The organism is Nocardiopsis sp. Huas11, from assembly GCF_003634495.1.
Classification (GTDB): domain Bacteria; phylum Actinomycetota; class Actinomycetes; order Streptosporangiales; family Streptosporangiaceae; genus Nocardiopsis.
Window position 1 is genome coordinate 4,510,367 of the sequence record NZ_RBKY01000001.1, and the last position, 22,166, is coordinate 4,532,532.

12 protein-coding genes are annotated in these 22,166 nt (G+C 71.2%); all 12 read right to left on the minus strand.

Annotation, left to right across the window (positions count from 1 at the left end; genetic code table 11):
* Positions 1-2 precede the first annotated feature (2 nt).
* Genes pabB through DFP74_RS20415 form a run of 12 tightly spaced genes read right to left on the minus strand, consistent with a single transcriptional unit; the run spans position 3 to position 22,165 of the window.
* Positions 3-2,105, minus strand: coding sequence for an aminodeoxychorismate synthase component I (pabB, locus tag DFP74_RS20360; protein ID WP_121183785.1), 2,103 nt, complete (start codon positions 2,103-2,105; stop codon positions 3-5).
* Positions 2,102-2,848, minus strand: a complete 747-nt coding sequence (locus DFP74_RS20365; protein WP_121183787.1) for a thioesterase II family protein — start codon at positions 2,846-2,848, stop codon at positions 2,102-2,104. The genes pabB and DFP74_RS20365 overlap by 4 nt, the downstream gene beginning before the upstream one ends.
* Positions 2,845-3,750: a thioesterase domain-containing protein gene (locus DFP74_RS20370; protein WP_121183789.1), complete on the minus strand. Its 906-nt coding sequence runs from the start codon at positions 3,748-3,750 to the stop codon at positions 2,845-2,847. The genes DFP74_RS20365 and DFP74_RS20370 overlap by 4 nt, the downstream gene beginning before the upstream one ends.
* Positions 3,747-4,736 carry a diiron oxygenase gene (locus tag DFP74_RS20375; protein ID WP_121183791.1) on the minus strand — a complete coding sequence of 330 codons (990 nt, stop codon included), beginning with the start codon at positions 4,734-4,736 and terminating at the stop codon, positions 3,747-3,749. Before DFP74_RS20375 ends, DFP74_RS20370 begins: the two co-directional genes overlap by 4 nt.
* Entirely contained in the window at positions 4,726-8,001 is a 3,276-nt protein-coding gene (locus DFP74_RS20380; protein ID WP_121183793.1) for a non-ribosomal peptide synthetase, read from the minus strand. Before DFP74_RS20380 ends, DFP74_RS20375 begins: the two co-directional genes overlap by 11 nt.
* Positions 7,976-9,865, minus strand: coding sequence for a non-ribosomal peptide synthetase (locus DFP74_RS20385; RefSeq protein ID WP_121183795.1), 1,890 nt, complete (start codon positions 9,863-9,865; stop codon positions 7,976-7,978). The genes DFP74_RS20380 and DFP74_RS20385 overlap by 26 nt, the downstream gene beginning before the upstream one ends.
* 22 nt (positions 9,866-9,887) lie before the next feature.
* Positions 9,888-10,496: a GNAT family N-acetyltransferase gene (locus DFP74_RS20390; RefSeq protein ID WP_147453889.1), complete on the minus strand. Its 609-nt coding sequence runs from the start codon at positions 10,494-10,496 to the stop codon at positions 9,888-9,890.
* A 35-nt stretch (positions 10,497-10,531) separates the two neighbouring features.
* Positions 10,532-12,316 carry an ABC transporter ATP-binding protein gene (locus DFP74_RS20395; RefSeq protein ID WP_121183799.1) on the minus strand — a complete coding sequence of 595 codons (1,785 nt, stop codon included), beginning with the start codon at positions 12,314-12,316 and terminating at the stop codon, positions 10,532-10,534.
* Positions 12,313-14,163 carry an ABC transporter ATP-binding protein gene (locus DFP74_RS20400; protein ID WP_147453890.1) on the minus strand — a complete coding sequence of 617 codons (1,851 nt, stop codon included), beginning with the start codon at positions 14,161-14,163 and terminating at the stop codon, positions 12,313-12,315. Before DFP74_RS20400 ends, DFP74_RS20395 begins: the two co-directional genes overlap by 4 nt.
* A gap of 9 nt (positions 14,164-14,172) precedes the next feature.
* Positions 14,173-15,624: a condensation domain-containing protein gene (locus DFP74_RS20405; protein WP_121183803.1), complete on the minus strand. Its 1,452-nt coding sequence runs from the start codon at positions 15,622-15,624 to the stop codon at positions 14,173-14,175.
* Position 15,625: 1 nt separating this feature from the next.
* Positions 15,626-18,955 (minus strand): non-ribosomal peptide synthetase, encoded by a 3,330-nt coding sequence (locus tag DFP74_RS20410; RefSeq protein ID WP_121183805.1) that lies wholly within the window; start codon positions 18,953-18,955, stop codon positions 15,626-15,628.
* 12 nt (positions 18,956-18,967) lie between these two features.
* Complete coding sequence (locus tag DFP74_RS20415; RefSeq protein WP_121183807.1) at positions 18,968-22,165, minus strand: non-ribosomal peptide synthetase; 3,198 nt, start codon at positions 22,163-22,165, stop codon at positions 18,968-18,970.
* Position 22,166: the final 1 nt, after the last annotated feature.

A 22,166-nucleotide genomic window follows, 5' to 3' on the forward strand; every position in this document is an offset into this window, starting at 1 on the left:
GCTCAGGCGGGCTCGTCCACCTGGACCGGCACCGGTGAGGCCAGGAGGGCGCGAACCGGAGCCATCGCCTTGAGCGCCATCTCCTCGAACTCCTCCTGCGGGTCGGAGTCCAGCACGATGGCCCCACCCGCTCCGACGACCACCGAGGACGCGTCCGCGATCATCGCGCGGATGACGATGCTCAGATCCGCGCCACCGCCGAGGCCGAAGAAGCCGAGTGCCCCGGAGTAGATCCCGCGCGGTTCGTCCTCGAGCCGGTCGATGATCTCCATCGTCCGTAGCTTCGGGGCGCCCGTCATCGACCCACCGGGGAAGCACGCGCGAACGCATTCGACCGCGTCGACGCCCCTGCGCAGTGATCCTTGGACGGTGGACACGAGCTGGTGCAGTGTCGCGTAGGACTCGGTGGCCATCAGGTCGGATACGCCGACGCTGCCTACCTGGCAGACCCGGCCCAGGTCGTTGCGCAACAGGTCGACGATCATCAGGTTCTCGGCGTAGGTCTTGCTGGACTCGACCAGTGACCGGCGCAGCTCGTCGTCGAGGCGGGGGTCCCGCGCCCTGGGCGCCGTGCCCTTGATCGGGCGGCTGACCACGGTGCGATCGCGGTGGACGCGCAGGAAGCACTCGGGGGAGGAACTCGCGACCGCGTGGTCTCCGCATGTGAGATACGCGGCGTAAGGGGCCGGGCTCATGGCGCGCAACCGCAGGAACCTGGAGAAGAGGTCGTCGGTGGGAGGGAGCCGGACACGGTTGGTCAGGCAGATCTCGTAGCTCTCCCCGCGGTTCAGCTCGTGGAGGCAGGCGTCGATGTCGGCGAGGTAGCGGCTCCGGTCCCTGGCCAGGTAGGGCTCGATCTCGGACAGGGCGAGCGGTGCGGGGGACGGTGCGGTGTCCGCGCCTCGGGAGGGAGGCAGCTCCAGGAGCCTCCGTACACTCCGCTCGCACCAGGCCCGGGCGTGGTCGGGCGGCTGGTCCGTGCGGCTCACCGCGAGTGCGTAGGTCCGCTTCTCCACGTGGTCGACGGCGATCATCCGGTCGGCGAACATCCACAGGGCATCGGGGCCGGGGGCGGTGTGGTGTCCTCCTGCCCCGCAGTCCTCCTTCAGTTCGTACCCGAAGTAGCCGACGTATCCGCAGTTCAGGTCGAACGGCAGGGAGTCGGAGAGGTGGGCCCGGCCGCGCAGGCGCTGCGCCAGCACGTCGAAGATCGATCCCTTCTCCCTCCGAGTGCCCTGGGCGTCCCGGACGGTCACGGAGTCTTCTCGGACGTCGTAGGTGAGCACTTCGCCGAGCGGTCCACCGGCCGAACCCAAAAAGGAGAACCGTGCGTCGCGCACTCCCGCACCGCTGTCCAGCCAGAAGGCGTACGGGTCCTTGGCGTACAGCGCGCCGAATGCCGCGGCGCCGTCGATCTCGATGTCCACCGAGGACACGCTCAGCCGCAGCAGGCGGCCTGGGGCCGGCGGAGAATCGGATGCCTGTTCGGTCCGCTTCTCCCGCACGGGTGCCACGGCGCGGGGCCGGGTGCGCCCGGCCGCTCGGCGGAAGTTCTCCAGCAGGAGGGCGCCGTGCTCGGTGGCGACCGACTCGGGGTGGAACTGGACGCCCCATCGGGGCAGGGACCGGTGGCGCAGTGCCATCAGGACCCCGTCCTCGGACCAGGCCGTCGCCTCCAGGGAAGCGGGTAGGGGTTCGGGGGCGCTCAGCGAGTGGTACCGCACGGCGTGGAAGTCCTGCGGCACTCCGTCGAACAGTTCCGTACCGGAGTGTCGGACCCGGGTGAGATGGCCGTGCCGGGGCTCGGGTGCGGGTGACACCCGTGCCCCGTCGGCGTGCGCGATGATCTGGTGTCCGAGGCAGACTCCGAGCACCGGGAGGTCGGAGTGGGCGAGCAGTTCCGCGCACCGCCCCGTGTCCCTGGGGTGCTGCGGGCGTCCGGGGCCGGGGGAGAGGATCACCCCGTCGAGGTCCGCGAGGTCCAGTGAGTTCCATTCGGGCGCGTCGTTGCGCAGGACGAGCGGCTCGGTTCCGTACACGTGCGCCGCTAGTTGGAAGAGGTTGTAGGTGTAGGAATCGTAGTTGTCGACCAGTAGGACTCTCACCTGGGACCCTCCTGGGGGGCGAGGTCGTCGCGCACACCGCTGAGTAGCGCGTGGCGCGCGGAGTGGATGAAGTCGTGGCCGCCGGGAAGCAGACGGACCCGTGTGGTGGCCCTGGTATGCGCACCCCAGCGGGTGAGATCGGTACCTCGCGTGACCGGGTCCGTGGCCGAACCCCAGACCGAGACCGGGCAGTCCAGGATGGAGCCCGGGTGGAAGAGGTAGCCGTCGATCAGCGCCAGGTCGGTGTGCAGCACTGGCATGAAGAACGCGCGGAACTCGGGATCGTCGAAGATCCCGGCGGAGAACAGCCCCATCTCCGCCATGCGGGCCGCCACCTCGTCGTCGCTGTGCGGTGGCCGGCGGGGTTCGACCAGGTCGGGGGCGCGCATCCCGGACACGAGCAACCGGATCGGGGGCTGCTCGCGCGAGTGCAGTTCCCGGGCGAGTTCGAAGGCGATCAGGGCGCCCATGCTGTGCCCGTAGATCGCGGTCGGCGTGTCCCGGTGCGCCCCTACGGTGTCGGCGAGCCACGTGACAAGCGGTGCCATGCGCCGGTATCCGGGTTCGTCAGCGCGTGATTCTCGGCCTGGCAGCTCCGGTGCTTCTACGCGCACGTCAGGTCCCAGACCATCGTGCCAGGAGCGGAAGGCCGTGGCCCCTCCTCCGGCGTAGGGCAGGCAGAGCAGTCGGACCCGGGGCCGGGCGGCCTGTGGGGCGGACCTGCCGTGCAGTGTGTCCGTCACCGGTCACTCCTTTTCGAGGGCGGGGCGGTGGCCGGAGCCGACGAGGCGGCCTCGCACCTGCGGTCCAGGACGGCGCCGACGGTCGCGGCGTGCGGGGCGCGGAGCAGGCTCATGTGGTCACCCGGTACAAGGTGCTCGCGAAGTCCCGAACCGTACGCTCGCCAGGGGGCGGCCGTTCCGGGGAACGATGACGCGCGCAGCACGTCCAGGGGGCGGTCCACAGGTGCGGGGCGGTGCAGCGCGGAGGCCCGGGCGAGCGCGAGGAAGACGGCGGTCTCGCGCTCGAAGGCGTCATGCGTCCCGACCTGGTGCCCGACCGCGAGGAGGGCTTGGCGGACGGTGGTGACGCGCTGCTCGGGATCGGTGCCGGGCAGGCCTGTCAGGTCGGGGGGCGGTCCGCCCCGGGCAGCGGCCCGTTGCAGGGCGAACGCCGTCAACAACGCGACGGCGTCCGGGCTTCTCTCCGGCTCCAGGGGCGGGGGCGGTGTGTCGAGCAGGGCGATGAGAGAGACCTCCCGGCCCTGGTCCCGAAGAAGGCGGGCGACCTCCAGGGCGAGCAGGCCTCCGCTGGACCACCCGGCGAGCATGTAGGGGCCGACCGGGCGCGCGCCCAGGATCCGTGTCAGGTGCCGTCGGGAGAGGCTGCGCAGATCGACGGCCCCCGTGGCCGATCCGTCGAAGGACACGCCGTAGGCGGGCTGGTCGTCGGACAGATGCCGTGCGAGCGTCAGGTAAGCGGAAGCGGAACCGTCGGCGGCGTGCAGCAGGAACAGCGGTGGCCGGCTCCCTCGTCGGCGTAGCGCCAGGAACGGGCCGTCCTCGGAGACGGAGCGCATGGACTCGAACAGAGCCCGCTTCGCCGGGGAGAGAGCGGCGAGACGGGCGCCGCGATCGGCGCTCACGCGGTGTCCTGCGAGGGTTCGCCGACCGGGGACCACTCCGGTGCCGCTGGGAAGTCGAAGTCCACCTCCTCCTGCAGCCCGAGCTCTCGCACCAGGCGGCGTGCCCCTGAGTAGTCCCGCACCAGTCTGGCCGAGGCGGGCTCTCCGCGCAGGTCGCGGAGGATCACCTCGGCCCCCGGTACGCCGGCCGAGGTCAGCGCGTACTCCAAGGTGCTCTGGTCCTGCTCGGAGAAAGCGTTGAGAGCCATGGGGAGGATGCGCGGCAGGGCGCGCTTCTGCTCCGTGGTCATCTGGTGGAACAGGGTGCGCATCACCTCCACCACCAGGGAACCGTGCGCCGATTCATCGCGCAGGTGCAGCGTGGTGATATGGGAGTGCATCGGCTGTACCGAGGTGTCCCGGGCGATCAGGGCGAGCAGCGCGTTGATGCAGGTCTCCGCGACCGCTCCCCAGACGAGGACGGCGAGGTCGCGTTCCCAGCGCTCCGGCATCTCGGCCATGGCCTGGTCCAGGCGCAGCCTGGTGATCAGTTCCGGCGGGCCGCCGCCGTCCGCGATCCCGCGCAGGTTCTTGGCCTGGGAGATGGCCAGCAGGTGCATGTAGGTGTGGAAGCTCTCGTCGACCAGGGCCTGGTGGACGGCCTGGCGAACGTCTCCCGTCTGCCCGCCCACGAACGTGCCGTTCGTGATGAGCCGGAACGCCGGTTCGGCGATGTCGCGTTCCGTGGCGATCACTCGTTCGTTGTAGGCGATCCACAAATGGGTCAGGGCCATCTGCCGGGCCTCGGGCGGGGCGGCCAGGAATCGGGGGTGTCCGGCGAACGGCACCAGATCGAGGGGGTAGTCGGGTACGTCGGGGTCGAACTCGGGGTGACCGTGTTCGATGCGGTAGTGGTCGCCGTGCACCGCGGCACGGGTGGGCCAGGTGTCGATCAGCCGACGCAGAGTGGATCGGTCGACCTCGTGTTCGTGCGGTTCAGCGGTCATCTTCGTCCACGCCCCTCTTCAGCGGTGGCCACTCTCGTCGGTCCAGCAGTTCCATCGCTTCCTCACTTGTGAGCGCTTCGATCAACTCCAGCAGCTCCTCGTCGTCCGGACCCGGCTCCGAGGGAGCGGCGCAGCGCTGCACCCCCGCCGCGATACCGGCCACGGTGGGCAGGGCCAGCAGTGTCGCCACGTCCAGGGTGGCGCCGAGCCTCTCCTCGAGCAGGGCGAGCAGCCGCACCACGTCGAACGACGTCGCACCCAGGTCGAACAGGTCGTCCTCCCTTCCGGCCGGACGGCCGAGGACGTGTGCGACCGTGTCGGCGACTTCCTGCTCCTGCTCTGTCAGCGCGGCCCCATCGGAGGTCGCGGCCCGACCGGAATCGACCGTCGACGGCAGTCGGGAGTGGTCGACCTTGCCGCTGGCCTTCATCGGCAGCTGGGGCAGACGGACGAACACCCGGGGCACGAACTGCGGAGGCAGGGTCCGCGTGAGCACGCCGCGCAGCTCCGCTTCCACGGGCAGGTCCTCTCCGACGAGGAAGGCGGCCAGTACCTCGCGCCCGTCCGCGTCGGGGCGCAGGCACACGGTGGCCGCGCGCACCTGCGGGTGCTGGAGCAGGGCCGCCTCGACTTCCCCGGCCTCCAGGCGTATCCCGTGCACCTTGAGCTGGCGGTCGACGCGGCCGTGGAAGTCGACCGACCCGTCGGCCCGGTAGGCGGCCAGGTCGCCGGTCCGGTACATGCGTGCGCCCGCCGGACCGAACGGGTCGGGCACGAACCGTTCGGCGGTCAACGCGGGGCGGTTCCAGTAGCCCAGGGAGAGGGTGGCGCCTGCGAGGTGCAGCTCGCCGACGACCCCCACCGGGGCGTGAACGCCGTACCGATCGAGGACATAGGCGCGGGAGCCGTCCACGGGCAGTCCGATCGGTGGCGATGCCACCGGGGCGTCGAAGGGCACCTCGTGGGTGTGCGTGACGACCGTCGCTTCCGTCGGACCGTACTCGTGGACGAATCGGCGCTTCCGGGTGCTCCACGCGGCGACCAGTTCACCGGAGCACCGCGCCCCGCCGACCTGGGCCAGACGAAGGCTGGGCAGGTCCGTACCTCGCAGCAGTTGCATGAGGGTCAGCGGCAGGTTCGTCACGGTGACCTGTTCGGCCCGCATCAGTGCCGCCAGAGCGGGAGGTGATAGGCGCTCGGCCTCGTCCGCCAGGCACAGCGTCGCTCCCGCCGCGAGAGTGGGGAAGATGTCGCTCGCGGACACGTCGAAGGTGGCCGCGGCGTACTGGAGGACCGTGTCCTGGGGGCCGGGGCGCCGCAGTCGGCGCCGGAACGCGCACAGGTTGGCCAGCGACCCGTGCCCGACCATCACCGCTTTGGGCCGTCCGGTCGACCCGGACGTGTGCATCAGGTAGGCCAACCCGTTCAGCGGCGTTGAGTCCGGCTCCGGTGGTGGTCCGGTGCGGGGCAAGGGAAGTGTGAGCACGCGCCGGACCCGGTGGGTGAGCGGCGGATCCGGTGGACCGTCGGTGACGAGCAATTCGGCACCAGCGTCGGCGAGCTGGTAGGCGCGCCGGGCGGCTGGATGGCTTCGGTCCAGGGGCAGGTAGGCCGCTCCCGCTCTCATGACGGCGAGCATCGCGCAGATGAGCTCGGGAGACCGCTCCAGGTCGAGCGCGACGACCGTCCCGGGCCGGACACCGTGCTCGCGCAGGACAGCCGCCGTGCGCACGACGCGGTCGTCGAGCTCGGCGTAGGTCGTGGTGGTGCCGCGGAAACGAATGGCGGGGTGGTCCGGTCGTGCCCCGGCCTGCTCGGTGAACTGGGCGACCGCGTCCGGGGGAGCGGGAGAGGGTGCGACCGGACCGTGTGAGAGTGCGGCCAGCCTGTTCCGTTCCGGCTCGTCGATCAGGGGGAGCTCGGACACGCGCAGGCCCGGGTTCAGAGCGGCCGAGCGCAGGACGAGCGCGAAGTGGCCGACCATTCGCCGGGCGCGCTCCGGCGAGTACAGGCGCCCGCTGAGCCGCACCCGTACTGTGGCCGTGCCGTCAGGGTGGGGTTCGAGAAAGGCGTGTACGTCCTCACGCATGGCGGTCGGCTCGGCCTCGACGGGTTCGATGTCGAGTTCGGCCAACCGCGGCCTCCGCGTGATCCCGGTGTCGGAGAACAGGACGCGCCGAAGGGGGTCGCGGCCCCGCGGCCGGTCCGGCCAAAGTTCGCTCAGCACGGCGTCGTAGGGAATGGGCGAGTGGTCGAGTGCCCCGAGCACTGTGCGCCGTACCCGGCGTAGCAGTTCCGTGAACTCCGGGTCACCTGCCGTGCTCACACGCAGGGCCGCCACCGTTGCGTACAGCCCGACGCGGTGGTGCGTGCCCGGATGGTGGCGCCCGGACATGGGCGCACCGATGGTCAGGTCTTCCTGCCCGGTGTAGCGGTGCAGGAACGCGGTGAAGGCGGTCAGACCGATGACATAGGCCGTGGCCCGGTGCCGTTCGGCCAGTGCGGTCAGGTGCTCCACGGTCGTCCGGTCGAGGTGCTCGGCCGCGCTGTGCGTCGCGGCCCCCGAGACGGGGCGGTCATCGGTGAGTTCGGGGGGCTCGGCTCCGTCGAGGTGTCGCCGCCAGTAGGTCAGGCGTGCGGAGAACGGCCGGGCTCCCGGTACCTCGTCGGGGGTCTCCACCGAGGGCTTCTCCGCTGGATCGGGAAGGAGCGTTCGGGCTCCGGGCCCGCCGTTCTCTCGCGCTCGGTAGAACCGATCCAGATCACGCAGCAGTACGCCGGTCGACCAGCCGTCGAACACGGCGTGGTGGACCCGCAGGATCAGCAGGTGGTCGTGGCCGGAGAACCGGAACAGACGGGCGCGCAGCAGGGGCGGTTCCGAGAGTGGGATCGGGTCGGCGCCCGTGTCCCGCAGGAGCTGTCGGCACTGCCGTGTCGACACGCCGCTGGCGTGGTCGGGCCGTCCGGAGAGGTCCGTCATGGGAAGTGGGACGCTCACCGCGTCGCGAACGAAGGCGGTGACGTCGCCGCCGCCGCTGGTGAACCCGGTGCGCAGGGACTCGTGTCGGGCGACGGTCTCCTCCAGAGCACTGCCCAGGGCAGCGGTGTCAAGGGGGCCGTGGAGGCGCAGCCCGAACGCGATGACGAGGGCGGAGGCGTCCTCCCAGTGGCTCTCGGCCCAGATCTCGCGCTGTCCGGCGGTCATGGGCACGGTCCGTGCGGGGACGGGCGTGCGGCCCCTACCCTCCGAGGGCCTGGTGCTCATCGGTCTCTCCCCTCCCCCTGGTGCAGTCCGGCGGCTCCGCCGTGTTGACCGCCCAGGCCAGTCCGGCCGGCGTCGGATGGTCGAAGACGTCGGTGAGCGGTACACGCACGTCCAGTTCCTCCTCGATCCGTGAGACCAGGCTCATGGCCAGGATCGAGGTGCCGCCGCAGGCCAGGAAATCGTCGTCTCGGCCGATCTCGGTGCGGGCGAGGAGCTCGCGAAAGAGCGCCAGGAGCGTCTGCTCGGTGTCCGTGGTCCCCGCGCCCCTCCCGCTGCCGACGTCCGTTCCCGGAGCCGCTGCGCGCGCAGGGGGAGCCTGCGGGGGCGGGGACACGGTGCTCATGGCACTGTCGCGCAGGGCTGCCCGGTCCACCTTTCCGCGCTCGGTCAGCGGCAGCGCGCGCACGGCGACGAAACGGTCGGGTACCAGCGGGCGAGGCAACCGGGTGAGCAGGGCGGCGCGCAGCGCGGTCTCGTCCACGGGCGAGGCCGTCGGTGTGTAGTAGGCGACCAGACGGGCGCTACCGCCCTCTCCCTGAACGGTCACCACGCACGACCGCACACCGGCAAGCGTGCGCAGGGCCCGCTCGACCTCCTCGGGCTCGACTCGGTGACCGCGTACTTTGAGCTGTCCGTCGAGTCGGCCGAGCAGTTCCAGACGTCCGTCCGCGCGGATGCGGGCACGGTCGCCAGTCCGGTACAGCCGCTCTCCTGGGGTGCGCGCGAAAGGGTGCGGCAGGAAGTGTTCGGCCGTTCGCCCCGGACGGTTCAGATAGCCGCGAGCCACTCCCGGACCGCCGATCCACACCTCTCCCGGTATGCCGGGGGGCAAGAGACCGCCGTAGCCGTCCAGGACGAAGACGTCGGTGCCGGGCAGCGGCCGCCCGGCGGTGAGGCGCTCCTCAGGTGCCGGAGGTCTCTCCACCGCGTGCGCGGTGGCGAAGGAGGTCGTCTCCGTGGGGCCGTACATGTGCGTCAGCCGCGCGTCGAGCGCGGGGTCGGCGTACGCGGTCCGGACCGCATCGGCCTCCGGAGCCTCCCCGCCGAACAGCAGGTGCCGCAGCCCGCTGCCACCACCGCCGGGCCGTCGCACGAACGCGGCGAACCAGGCGCTGGTCAGGTGCAGCACTGTCACTCCACGCTCCTGGACGGCGGTGGCCAAGGCCACCGGTGACAGGTCCCGTGCGCCGGGGAGGTCCACCACTGTCGCTCCGGCGAGGAGGGTTCCCCACAGCTCGAACGCCAGAATGTCGAACATGACGTCGCCCACGCGCGCGACCCTGTCCCCTGGCCGCAGGTCCAGGTAGGCCTGGTGGGAGAACCGCGCCAGCAGGCCGCGGTGGGTCAGTCCGACCGCCCGGGGCGTACCGGTGGTGCCCGATGTGAACAGCACGGAGCACAGTTGCTCGGGGTGGGCCGGGAGGGGCGGTGGCGGTGTGCGTCCGCCGTCAGAGTCCCCGAGGCGTACGACCGTGCGTCCGGCGCCCCATGTCTCGTCGAACCCGGGTCCGGCGAGGACGAACGCGGCACCCGCCTCGTCGAGCATGGCCTCGGCGCGTGTTGGAGGTGTCCGTGCGGACAGGGGCAGGTAGGCGGCGCCTGCCTTGAGGACCGCGAGCAGCCCGACAGCCAGGTCGGTCAGTGCCTCGTGTTGGACGCCGACGACGGTTCCCGGGACCGCGCCCGCTCGCCGCAGGACACCCGCCAGTGCGTCCGAACTCTCAACCAGGGCGCTGTAGGTGAGTGACTCCGACTCTCCGAGCACGGCCCAGCGGTGCGGGGCGCGCTCGGCGACGGCGTCCACCGCCGTGTGCAGGGAAGTGGGGGGCGATCGGCGAACCGCGGCGCTGTCCGGGGATGTCATGGACCACTCCTTCTTCGTGCCGTCAGTTGAGCCGACGTCGCATGATCATCTGGATCGACCGGTCCGGTGCGCGGCTCGGCACGGGGCTGAACCCCGCCTGGACGAACATGGCGGAGGTACCGGGGAAGGCCGAAGGGGTATCGATCCGCTTGTCACGCGGTTTGACCGGGTACCCCTCGAAGGCCTCGGCCCCCCGCTCGCGGGCGTACTCGACGGCCGCTCGCAGAAGCTCGTGCGCCAACCCCAGGTGCCGGTAGTCGCGATGGACGAAGTAGCACACCGTGGACCAGACCTTCTCCGGAGGCTCCGATCCCTCGGCAGGGGTCAGCGCGGGGGACCTGCTGAGCCGGCCGAACGCCGAGCGCGGACCGATCGAGCACCATGCGGCGGGAACGCCGTCCGCGTAGGCCAGCAGCCCGACCTCCTCGCCGTCGTCGACCTTGCCCCGCATCGCGGTGCGGTTGCCCTCGCCGCGGTTCTCGATCGCGTCCTTCTGAGTGCCCCGCTGCCACATGCACCAGCAGCGCCCCGGGATCGCCGCGGAGGTGAACAGGGCCTCGAAATCGTCCCAACGCTCCACGGTGAGCGGCTTGACGTCCACATCCGTCGGCTGTTTCCGCGCTTTCGCCACGGGAGGCCTCCTCCTTCATCGTTGACGGGTCGATTTCACAGGTAAGCGCGCGCCTGGAGCCGGTACAGCTCGGCGTACATGCCGTCCGCCTCCATGAGTTCGGTGTGCGAACCGGTTTCCACCAGCCGCCCATGGTCCATGACCACGATCACGTCGGCCGAGCGCACGGTCGAGAAACGGTGCGTGACCAGGACGGTGACGCCGCCGGTGGTGCGTGCGCTCTCACGGGACGCGGCGGCGTAGCGGTCGAACAGTGACTTCTCGGTCACCGGGTCCAGGTTCGCCGTCGGCTCGTCGAAGACCGTGAGCAGCGGGGCCGGGCGCATCAGCGCGCGGGCCAGCGCCAGCTTCTGCCACTGTCCGCCGGACAGATCGGATCCGTCCGGGTAGGAGGAGCCGAGGCGGGTGGCGAGGCCGTCCGGTGTCGCACCGGGGACCTCCGTGGCGCCGGCCCGCTCCAACGCGGTGCGGATCGCTGCTTCGTCCTCCGACCGGGGCAGGTCGCCGATCCCGACGACCGAACCGAGCGGCAACTCGAAGCGTTCGAAGTCCTGGAACGCGGCCGTGGTCGCCGCGCGCCACGCCGCCGGGTCCAGATCGCGGATGTCGGTGGTGTCGGCGGTGATGCGTCCGGACGTCGGCTGGTACAGACCGAACAGCAGTTTCACCAAGGTGGTCTTGCCGGCGCCGTTCTCCCCGACGATGGCGACCGTCGTGCCCGCGCGGATGCGCAGCCCGATCCGGTCGAGAGTGTTCCGATCGGAGTCGGGATAGCTGAAGGACACGTCGTGCAGGGTGATGCCCTCGCGCAGCCGGTCCGGGACGGTCGCCTCCCCTCCGCGGGACGCCGCGGTCCGCGCGTGGTTCTCGAGCCAGTCCAGCCGGCCGACGGCACGCAGGCAGACGTGCATCATGCCGACGGTGCCGACGAGCCCGCCCACCTGCCCGTTCAGCTGGAGGACGATGGCGACGGCCGCGGCCAGGTCCCCTGCCGTCGCCGTTCCCTCGGCGAACCGCCAGAGGACGGTGGCGAGCGCTGCTCCGAAGCCGGCGCAGAACACGGCCCATCCGGCCACAGCGATCAGCGAACCGCGCAGTCGGGCGCGCAACCGGACCGATTCGATGGTGCGCCAGAACGCGTCGAAACGTCGTGGCAGTTCGTCGTGCAGTGCGAAGACACGCAGTTCCTTCGCGGCGGTGGAGCTGGTGGCCAGATCGAGTAGGCCGTTGGCCTGGTACCAGTGCTCGAGGGTGCCGTCCTTGGCCGCCCGGTCCAGGTCGGCGGACTTGCGGCTGGCAAGGAAGGCCGGCACGGCGAACAGCGGCAGCAGGACCAGAAGCGGGTCCAGGGCGAAGAGGACGGCCATGGTCAGCAGAGCGCGTGCGGCCAGGCCGAGCACGGAGGCGAAGGTGCCGAGCGTCATGACCAGCTGGGCGCGCTCGAACCGCAGCATCTCCAGTTTGCGGCGGTACTCCGCCCGCTCGTGGTGGTCGAGTTCGGGCAGAGTCGCTGCGATGCTCATGACTCTGCGGTCGATGTACAGGCCGGTGCGCTCGGTCAGGTCGGCCTTGATCCGTACCCCGCCGTGGGAGGCCAGCCTGCCCAGCGTGAGCAGTGCCGCCATGGCCACGACGGAGGTCACGGCACGTGCCGACTCTCCCTGACTGAGCGCGTCCACCAGGACCTTGAGGGCCCACACGGCGGCGACTGGACACATCTCCAGAAGGGTGAGCGTGAACAGCAGGACGGTGCGCCCCTTGTCGGCTTCGAGAGCGAAGCGCAGGACCGTCCGCAGCGGCCGCAGCGAGACATTCTTCATCGCGCACCTTCCGGGGGACTGGTGAACGCCGCCGCCTGGAGGCGGAACAGCGAGCCGTAGCGGGTATCGCGACCGCACAGGTCGTCGTGGGTGCCGTGCTCACGGACACGTCCGTCCTCCAGGACGGCGATGGTGTCGGCCCGGCGCACAGTGGCGAAGCGGTGCGAGATCAGGATGATGGTCGGGTCCGTCTCCAGTCCCAGCAGATGGTTGAAGAAGTCGGCTTCGGCCCGCACGTCCAGACTGGCCGTGGGTTCGTCGAGGATCAGGACACGGGCTCCTCCTCTGACCGCGAACAGGCCGCGGGCCAGGGCCAGGCGCTGCCACTGTCCGCCGGAGAGCTCGGCGCCCTTGCTGTGCAGACGGTTGAGAACGGTGTCCCAGCCGTGCGGGAGCCCTTCGACGGCTTCCGCCAGGCCCGCCTGCTCCGCGGCGCGGACGATGGCGGCGCGGTCCTCGCGCAGGGCCGGCGCGCCGAGGGCGATGTTGTCGGCGACCGAGAGGTCGAAGCGCACGAAGTCCTGGAAGACGGCGGCGACGGTGCTCTGCCATGAGCGTGGATCGGCACCGCGCAGGTCGGTGCCGTCCACGGTGATCCGGCCGCTCGTGGGCCGGTGCAGGCCGGCCAGCAGTTTGACCAGGGTGGTCTTACCCGCGCCGTTGAGGCCGACGAGTCCGAGTGAGCCTCCCGCGGGGATGGTCAGGTCCAGTCCGGCCAGGACCTCCCGCTCGGTGCCGGGATAGCGGAAGGAGACCTCCTCGAACCGGATCTCCCGTGACAGTGCGGGTGCGGGCGGCAGGGGCCGGGCCGGAGGGGCCGGGTCGATCGCGCGGAGCTCGTCCTCCAGTTCGCCCGCTGCGGAGATGGGACGGGAACCGTACTCGGCGTAGATGTCCTGGGTGGACATCAGCGGCAGGGAACCCAGACCCAGCACAGCGAGGACGAAGGTCGTGAACTGCCCAGGGGATATCTGCCCGCCGACGGCGGAGGAGGCCAGCAGACCCAGCACGACGAGGTCGGCCACCAGCGTCGGTACCAGGACCAGGATGAGGGACCGTCGGCCGCTTCCGCGCTGGGCCCAGATCCCCCGCATGGCGGACACCCATGCGGTGTCGAAGCCTCGAACCACCCATGCGCCCAGACCGAAGACACGGAGCTCCTTGGCGGCGCGCGGAGTGGTGGCCAGTTCACGAAGGTAGTCGGCTCTGCGCAGTGCGCCCTTCTGTTCGGAGTCGGCGGCGTGGGCGCTGAGGATGCTCCGCCGTGAGGCCTCCCGGGCCACCGCCCGCGACAGGATCAGCAGCAGTGGTACCCACCAGGTGAACGCGAACAGGACGGCCGCCGAAACGAGTGCCGCGAGCGTCGTCCCGGCGACCGTGGCCAGGGCGGGCACGGCGAAGAGCGGAGCGTAGTCGGTGGGTGCGAAATGCCGGGCGGAGGCGAGGCGCTCCCGCACGGAGGTCCGTGCGAGGTGGTCGATGCCGGATGGTGCCATGGTCGCCCGCATGACGCGACCGCCCAGGCTCGCCATGGAACGCGCCCCGAGCAGCTCACCGACCGTCTCCTGGAACGGTGGCAGCGTCTGTTGGAGCAGGACCAGGACGACGATCGCGCAGAAGAGAGGCAGGACGGCGGAGAAGAGCGACTCCGGGGACGTGCGATCCGCCTCCAGGACCGCCGTGACGAGGGAACCGACGGTGACCGCCACGGCCGCGGGAAGGACGGCCGCGGACAGCAGGAGCACTCCCAGCAGGCCGGAGTAGCCGGGTGCCGCGGCCGCCACCGTACCTGCCAGCCGAAGCTGTGGTGGCAGCCGGCGGTGCCAGGGGCGGGTCTTACTGAACATCAGACTCCTTTACTCGTAGGCGCCGGCCCGGCTCCACCGCAGGACCTGTTCCCGGTCGGCGCCGTCGACCAGCGGGAGGGAGCCGACCGGGGTGTCCGGTCGGCCGGACGCGGAGGAGAGCACGGCGCTCAGGGCCGATCCGATGCCCTGGACGGTCTCCCGGTCCCACAGGTCCGACGCGTACTCGAAGGCCCCGACGATCCTGGGACCGTCGACGAGCGCGAGGCCGAGGTCGAACTTCGCCGATGCGCCCGGAAGGTGCATTCGCTCGACGCGCAGGTGTTCGAACGGCTCGGACTCGGGCGTGGCCGGATTCATGGCCAGGGTGATCCGTACCGGAGGAGCGGCGTCGCGGTCCGGAGGTTCGGCGGACGCGTCCAGATGGGCGAGCCCGCCGAGGACGGCGTCACCGGCCTGGTCGACCAGAGCGGAGAACGGCATGCTCGGCTCGGCCCGGAGCCGCAGGGGCAGCAGTGTTGCGAACAGACCCGCGACAGGTTGCAGGTCAGGGTGCCGTCGGCCGTCGAAGGGCACCCCCACCACGAGGTCGTCACCAGCCTCCAGGCGGTGCAACAGCGCCGCGTACCCGGCCAGCACGGCCGCGAAGAACGTGGTGCCGCGCTCGCGCGCGAGCAGCCGGAGTCCGGCGGCTGGACCCGGGGGCATGTGCCAGGGCACAGTGCCCCCGCGGGGGCCCACCTGTGGGGGGCGGGGCCGGTCGTAGGGCAGACCGGCGGGCGGTACCGCGCCCCGCAGCCGTTCCCTCCAGTAGCTCCGCTGGGCGTCCCACGCGCCCGACCGCGTCCTGGCCCGCTGCCACAGCGCGAAGTCCTGATAGGACACCGGCAGCTCCGGGAGCATCGGGGACCGTTCGGCGCGGGCCGCGGAGTACAGCTCACCCAGGTCGCGCAGCAGGATGTCGGAGGAGGCGCCGTCGGCCGCCAGGTGGTGGGTCAGCAGCAGGAGGACGTGCTCCTCGGGCTGCAGCGCGATGAGATGCGCGCGCAGCAGCGGGGAGCGTGCGGGATCCACGCCCCGGGTGACCTCTCCCGCGAGTAGCTCGTGCAGGGCGTCCGAGCGTTCCTTCGGAGGGAGGGCCGTGAGCGTCGTGCGTGCGAGGCCGACAGGCGCGGCCGGTGCGGTGTCCTGAACGAAGCCGCCACCGCTGTATCGCACGGTCGTGCGCAGCACCGCATGCCGCTGGACGAGGGCGGTGATCGCCTCCTCCAGCAGATCCGCTGCCAAGGGGCCGTGCAGTCGTATCGTGATGGGCAGTTGATAGGCGTGCCCGCCCTTCACCCGCTCATGCAGCGCCACGGCGAGCTGGGCGCGGGTGACCGGGACGGGCTCACCCGGGGCGGAGGGTACACCGCCGGGCGGTGTCGGCTGGCGGGCCAACAACCGATCGCGCACGTCGCCGCGCAGATGGCGTGTGGCACCCCCGGTGTCCGTTTCGGGCATGTCAGTGCTCTCCTGGCTCGTCCAGACGCCGCAGCGCCTCCTCCGGGGGCAACGCCGACAGCTCGGTGACGAGGTCGGCGAACGTCGGGCTCTGTGCCGAGCGGTCTCGCTCCTCGTCGATGAGGGCGGCGATGCGCGCGACAGTGGGCCGCAGGTACACCTCGCCGGGGGAGATGCGCACTCCGAAGACCGAGCGCACACGCACGAGGATGCGCATGGTCTGCATGCTGGTCACTCCGAGCTCGAACAGGTCGGCTTCGGTGTCGAGGACCGCCTGGCCCAGCAACGGCCCGACCACCTCCTCGACCAGACGGCGTTCGGTCGGTGTGGCCGGAGACCGCCCCTGCTGTGGCGCTTCCGGCGAGGGGAGGGCCGATCGGTCCACCTTGCCGCTGGGCGTGAGCGGAACGCGGTCGAGCCACATGAATGCGTGGGGCACCATATACCCCGGCAGCAGCTCGGCAAGCCTCCTGCGCGCTTCCTGGCCGTCGTCGGCGGTGTCGCCGCTGAGATAGGCGGTCAGTCGTGTCGTGTGCGACGAATCGTCGGGTTCGACCACGGCCTGGCGTACACCGGGGAGCCCGGCCAGGACGGACTCGATCTCACCGAGTTCGACGCGTTGTCCGCTGATCTGGACCTGCCGGTCGAGTCGGCCGAGGTATTCCAGATCTCCGTCGGACCGCCAGCGGGCCAGGTCACCGGTGCGATAGACGCGTTCACCGGGGCCGGGGGCGAAGGGGTCGGGGAGGAACCGCTCGGCGGTCAGGCCGGGCCGGCCGAGGTACCCGCGGGCCGTGCCCGATCCGCCGACATAGAGCTCGCCGGGCATACCGACGGGGACCGGGCGCATCCGGGAGTCCAGCACGTACGCCCGATGGTTGGCCATGGCGCGGCCGATCGGCGGCGAGGCGTGCCACGCTCCGACGACCCGTTTGGCGATGGTCGTGACGGTGTTCTCCGTCGTCCCGTAGCCGTTGTAGAACGCGCACCCGGTCGCCGCCCACCGGGAGGCGAGCCCTCCAGGGAAGGCCTCTCCGCCGACGAAGGCGACGCGCAGCCGCGGCAGTTCCTCGGGTTCCAGCAGCGCCATCACCGCCGGTGGAAGGTCGACGACGGTCGCGCCGCTGCGTGCCAGCAGATCCGTCAGTCGATGCGGGTCGCGCCGGTCCTGCTCACCGCACATGACCAGTCTGCCGCCGCTGAGTAGCGTGCCGAAGATCTCGAACACCGAGACGTCGAAGGTGAGCGCGGCGAACTGGGGGATGACGTCCGCCTCGTCGAGCGAGAACATCTCCCGCACGGTGGCGATGAACTGCGACACGTTGGCATGGCTCACGGCGACGCCCTTGGGCGCCCCGGTGCTGCCGGAGGTGAAGAGAACGTAGGCGGCGTTGTCCGGCCGCGCGGGGCGGGGCGCCGGGAAGGCCCGGTCCCCTGGCTCGTCCTCCGGCCCGATGACCGGACCGACGCCATCGAACCTGCCATGGTGCTCTGCGTCCGCGACCACGGCGCACACGCCCGCGTTCGCGAGCAGCGAGTGGTTCCGCTCGGTCGGGTGCTCCGGTTCGACAGGGACGTAGGCCGCACCCGCCTTGAGCACGCCCAGGACGGCCGCGATACGGGCGTTGGACCGGTTCACACACACGCCGACCAGGTCCTCCGGCCCGACTCCGTGGGCGCGGATGCTACGCGCGAGCCGGTCGGACCAGGCGTCCAGTTCCCGGTAGGTGAGCTCCCGACCGTGCGATTCCAGGGCCACGGCGTCGGGGGTGCGCGCCGCCTGCTCCGCGAAGGCCGCGTCGAGGGTCGCGGGGCGACGCGGCACCGCGGTCCGGTTCCACTCCCGTGTCACGCGGCGCTGCTCGGTCGCCGACATCAGGGGCAGGTCCCCGATCGTGCGCTCGGGCTCGGCCATACCGTCGGCGAGGAGGGTCTCCACTGCGCCGAGCAGTGTGCGGATCGTGTCGGTGTCGAAGAGACCGGTGTTGTATTCCGCCAGGAGGTAGGTGCCGTCCGGGTTCGTGCCGATCTCCACCGCCAACTCGAAGCGGGCACCGCCGTTGGGCTGGGGCCGGAGCTCGAAGCACAGGGCGCCGCGGCCGTCGTCCTCCGACGGGTCGTCGACGGCCGCCAGACCGGCGGCCGACTGCAGGGTGAGCGTCGCCTGGACCAGGGGCAGCCTGTCGGCGGGACGGGGCGGACGCACGGCTTCGACGACCTCCGCCAACGGTAGGTCCTGCCACTCCAGGGCATCGAGGACGGCCGAGGCGGCGGCGGCCACGACGTCCGCGAAGGCCTGGTCTCCGCGCAGCGATCCCCGCAGGGGCAGGACATTGGTGAAGCAGCCGATGGTCGAGCGGGTCGGAGACTGGTTGCGGTTGGCCACCGCCGAGCCGATGACGAGGTCCTCCTGCCCTGTCCAGCGGTGCAGCACGGCTTGGAACGCGGCCGTGAACACGGCGAGCGTCGGGACCCCCTGAGCTCGTGCGAACGCGTCCACGTCGGAAAGGGGGGCCCGGTCCATCGGCACCACCTCGACGGCGCCTTCGAAGGTCCGCTGTGAGCCGGGGGCGCGGTCGGTCGGTAGGCTCAGCGGCTCGGCGCCTTCCAACGCGGCGCGGGCGCGGCGCCGTGCGCCGTCCGCCTGGGGGCCTTCCAACCAGGTTCGCTGCCACTGCGCGTAGTCGACGTAGCGTGGCGCGGACGGCTCGGGGAGGGCGGGACCGCCGGTCTCGGCCAGGTAGGCGGCCCGCAACTCACCCAGCCACAGGGTGACGGACCAGCCGTCACAGACCACGTGGTGCGTGATCCAGAGGAGTTCGTGGTGGTCGGCCGCCAGACGGATGAGGCACGCCCGCGCGAGCGGAGCCCGGCCGAGATCGAACGGTTCGTTCGCCCTGCGCGCGCACAGTGCGTCGAGCGACCGCTCCTGCTCGTGCCCGGCCAGAGCGGAGAGGTCCTCGGTGTCCAGGAGCACCCGCGCCTCCTCCACGACGCGCTGGACAGGGATTCCGTCCTTGTCGACGATGTGGGTCCTCAGCACCTCGTGCCTGCGCTCCAGCCGGTGGAGCGCGCGTTCGAGCGCGGAGCGGTCCAGGGCGCCACGCAGGGCCACGCGCGTGGCGACGTTGTACATGGACTGGCCGGGAAACGTCTGGTCCAGGATCCACAGCTGTTCCTGTTGGAGGCTCAACGGCCAGTCACCGACTGCCGCACGCGGTCCGCGCTCCAGCCTGGGGCCCGACTCGGTCGTGTCCGCGCCGAGCCCGCGCAGGAACGCCGCCCGTCGTTCGGGTGAGAGTCGGGCCAGCCGTCGGATCAGATCGCTCATTCGCAGATCCCGTCACTCGGAGGTGTCGGCCAGGGGCTCGTCCGGGTCGGAGAGCGCGGCCGTGAGACGCTCGGCGTCCGCGCGCACGCGCGGGTCCCGGTCCAGTTCCGCGGCGATCGCCGTCGGGGTGGGCTCGGCGTACAGGTCGACCAGGGAGAACGAGGCGTGGAACAGCCCCCTGAGCCGGGCTATGAACTGGGCGGCGAGCAGCGAGTTGCCGCCCAACGCGAAGAAGTCCTCGTTCCGACCGATGGTGTGGTGGACCTCCAGGACGTCCATGAACAGCGCGCGGACGAGTTCCTCCGTGGGGGTGCCGGGTGCGGTGGACATGACGCCGCCGTCCGGCACCGTCTCGGTTTCCGGAACGTCGGGCAGGGCGTTGCGGTCCACCTTGCCGCTGAGGGTGAGGGGGAGCCGGCTCATCACCGCGATCCGTTCGGGCACGCTGTAGGCGGGGAGACGGTCGGTCAGGAACGCCCTGAGCTCGGACTCCGAGACATCCTGTGCGGCGACGTGGCCGATGAGTCCGAGACGGCCACTGGAACCCTCGCGGACGGTGACGACGGCCTGCGCCACCGCCGGGTGGGCCTCCAGGACCGCCGCGGTCTCGCCGGGCTCCACCCGGTTGCCGCGGATCTTCACCTGCTCGTCCAGGCGCCCCAGGAACTCCAGGGTGCCGTCCGAGTGGAACAGGGCGAGGTCGCCGGTGCGGTAGAGGCGGTCGCCCGGCGCGTCGGGGAACGGGTCGGGGACGAAGCGTTCCGCGGTCAGCGCGGGTGCGTTCAGGTAGCCCCGTGCCAGGCCGAGCCCGCTGATGCACAGCTCGCCGGGCACTCCGACGGGGAGCGGCCGCAGGGCGGCGTCCATGATCCGGACGCGGTGGTTGTCCAGAGGGCGGCCGATGGGCGGGGTTCCGCTCTGCCCTACGCCGCACTCCTGCGCCGTCATGGTGACGGTCGACTCGGTGGGGCCGTACCCGTTCACGAAACGGCGGCCCGGAGCGGCCCAGCGTTCGACCAGCTCCTGTCCGAACGCCTCCCCTCCCACGAACATCGCCCGCAGCGCGGGGAGGCCGTGGGAGGGGAGGAGGGCCATCACCGCGGGTGGCAGGTCGGTGAGGGTGACCTGCTCGTCCCGTAGGAACGCGGCCAGTCCGTCCATGTCCAGGAGGGTGTCGGAGTCCACCACGCTCAGCGACGCCCCCGCGTGCAGGGCACCGAAGATCTCGAACACCGACACGTCGAAGCCGAGTGAGGCGTATTGGAGCAGCCGGTCGTTCGGTCCGATTCCGAACAAAGCGCCGGCGGAGGCGGTGAAGCCCACCACCGACCGGTGCTCGATCACGACGCCCTTGGGGCGGCCGGTGGATCCCGACGTGTAGATGACGTAGGCCGCGTTGCGAGGCGACACGGGCGGGCCCGGAGACACGTCGTCCCCGGCTCCGGGAGGGGCGGCGTCCTCCTCGGCGAAGGGCAGGTACCGCGTCCCGTGGGGGATCCGACCGGCGGCGACGCCGTGCTCGGCCAGGGCGGCCCTGGCGCCGGCGTCCGCCAGGACGGTCGCGATCCGGGCATCGGGGGTGCTCGGGTCGATGGGCACGTAGGCTCCGCCGGCCTTGAGGACGCCGAGCACAGCGGTGACCGTCGCGGCGCTGCGGTCGGCGATCACGGCCACCCGGTCCTCGGTTCGCACGCCCGCGTCGATCAGTCGCGCGGCCACGCGGTTGGCCCTGCGGTTCAGTTCGCGGTAGGTGAGCTGCTCGTCTCTCCCGCGCACCGCCACGGCGTCCGGGGTGCCGACGGCGTGCCGTTCGACCAGGGCGTGCACGCTCTCCTCCAGCCGGTCGACCGCGGTCCGATTCCATGCTTCGAGCCGTCCCAGCTCCTCTCGGCCCAGTGCGGGTATCAGGTCGTAGTGCGCGTCCGGACGCGTGGCGATGGCGGCCAGCGCGGCGTGGTAGCGGCCCTCCATGTCGCGTATCCGGCCGGAGTCGAATTCGTCGGCGTCGTAGGCGATGAGCATGCGGAGCTGCTCGCCGCCCTCCAGGGCGTCCAGACCGAAGGTGACCGAGAACGGGATGCTGGTCTGCTGGAAGTGGCGCCACCGGCCGATCTCGATCCCGGCGGCCGATACCAGCGAGTCGAGGGCGTGGAAGTGCACGAAGTTGAAGGTCGTGTCGAACAGCTCGGCGCCGCCGGCCACGGCACGGATGTTCGGCAGGGGGTAGTGGGCATGGTCGAGGTGGCGCTGCTCGGCCCTGAACACCTCCTGGACGAGCGTGTTCCACCGTCCGCCCCGTATGGACAGGCGCAGCGGGACCGTGTTCAGGAACAGGCCCAGGACCCGCTGCGCGTCGGCGAGGGGCGGCCGTACGTTGGTGACCAGGCCGGTGACGACCTCGTCCTGCGCGACGTGGTCGCGCAGGACCGCCAGGTGCGCGGCGAGCAGGATCGACCGAAGCGGGACACCCAGCTCGGCCGCGAGGGCGCGCAGAGCCGAGGTGATGCCCGGGGGGACGTCGGACTCCATCGACGGAACCTTGGCGCCCTGGCGCTTCTCCCGCCGGGTCAGCCGGGGAAGCCGTGTCGGACGGACGTCCCGCATGGCGGACCGCCAGTACTCGACGGCCTCGGAGGAGTCGACGACGGCGCGCTCGCGGGCGACGAACGCGGCGTAGTCGGTCGCTGGGGGAGCCGGAGCCGGAGCGAGCGGATCCACGCAGAGTTGCCGGTAGTGGGTGAGCAGCTCGGTGAAGAGCAGGTGCACGCTCCAACCGTCCAGGATCGCGTGGTGCGAGGTCAGGGACAGCCGGAACTCGTCGTCGGCCCGCACGTGCACGGTGACGCGGAGCAGCGGTGGACGGGTCCAGTCGAACCCGCGGCCGCTTTCGGCGGACATCCACCGGTCGAACCGCTCGTCCTGCTCCTTCGCGGACAGACCGCGCTGGTCCACGATTTCCACCGGTACCGTCACGCCGGTGTGGACGAGTTGCAGTGCCTGCCTGTAGTTGGCGAGGTCGAAGGAAGTGCGCAGGACCGGATGCGCCGTCGCGGTCCGTTGCACGGCGCGGACCAGCGGGTCCGATCGGAACCCCGTGCGCACCTGGAGGCTGTCGATGTTGTGGTAGAGCGACTCACCTGCGGAGTACTCGCTGTGGAAGAGCATGCCGCCCTGGAGCCGGGTGAGCGGGTAGGCGTCGGCGATGGGCATG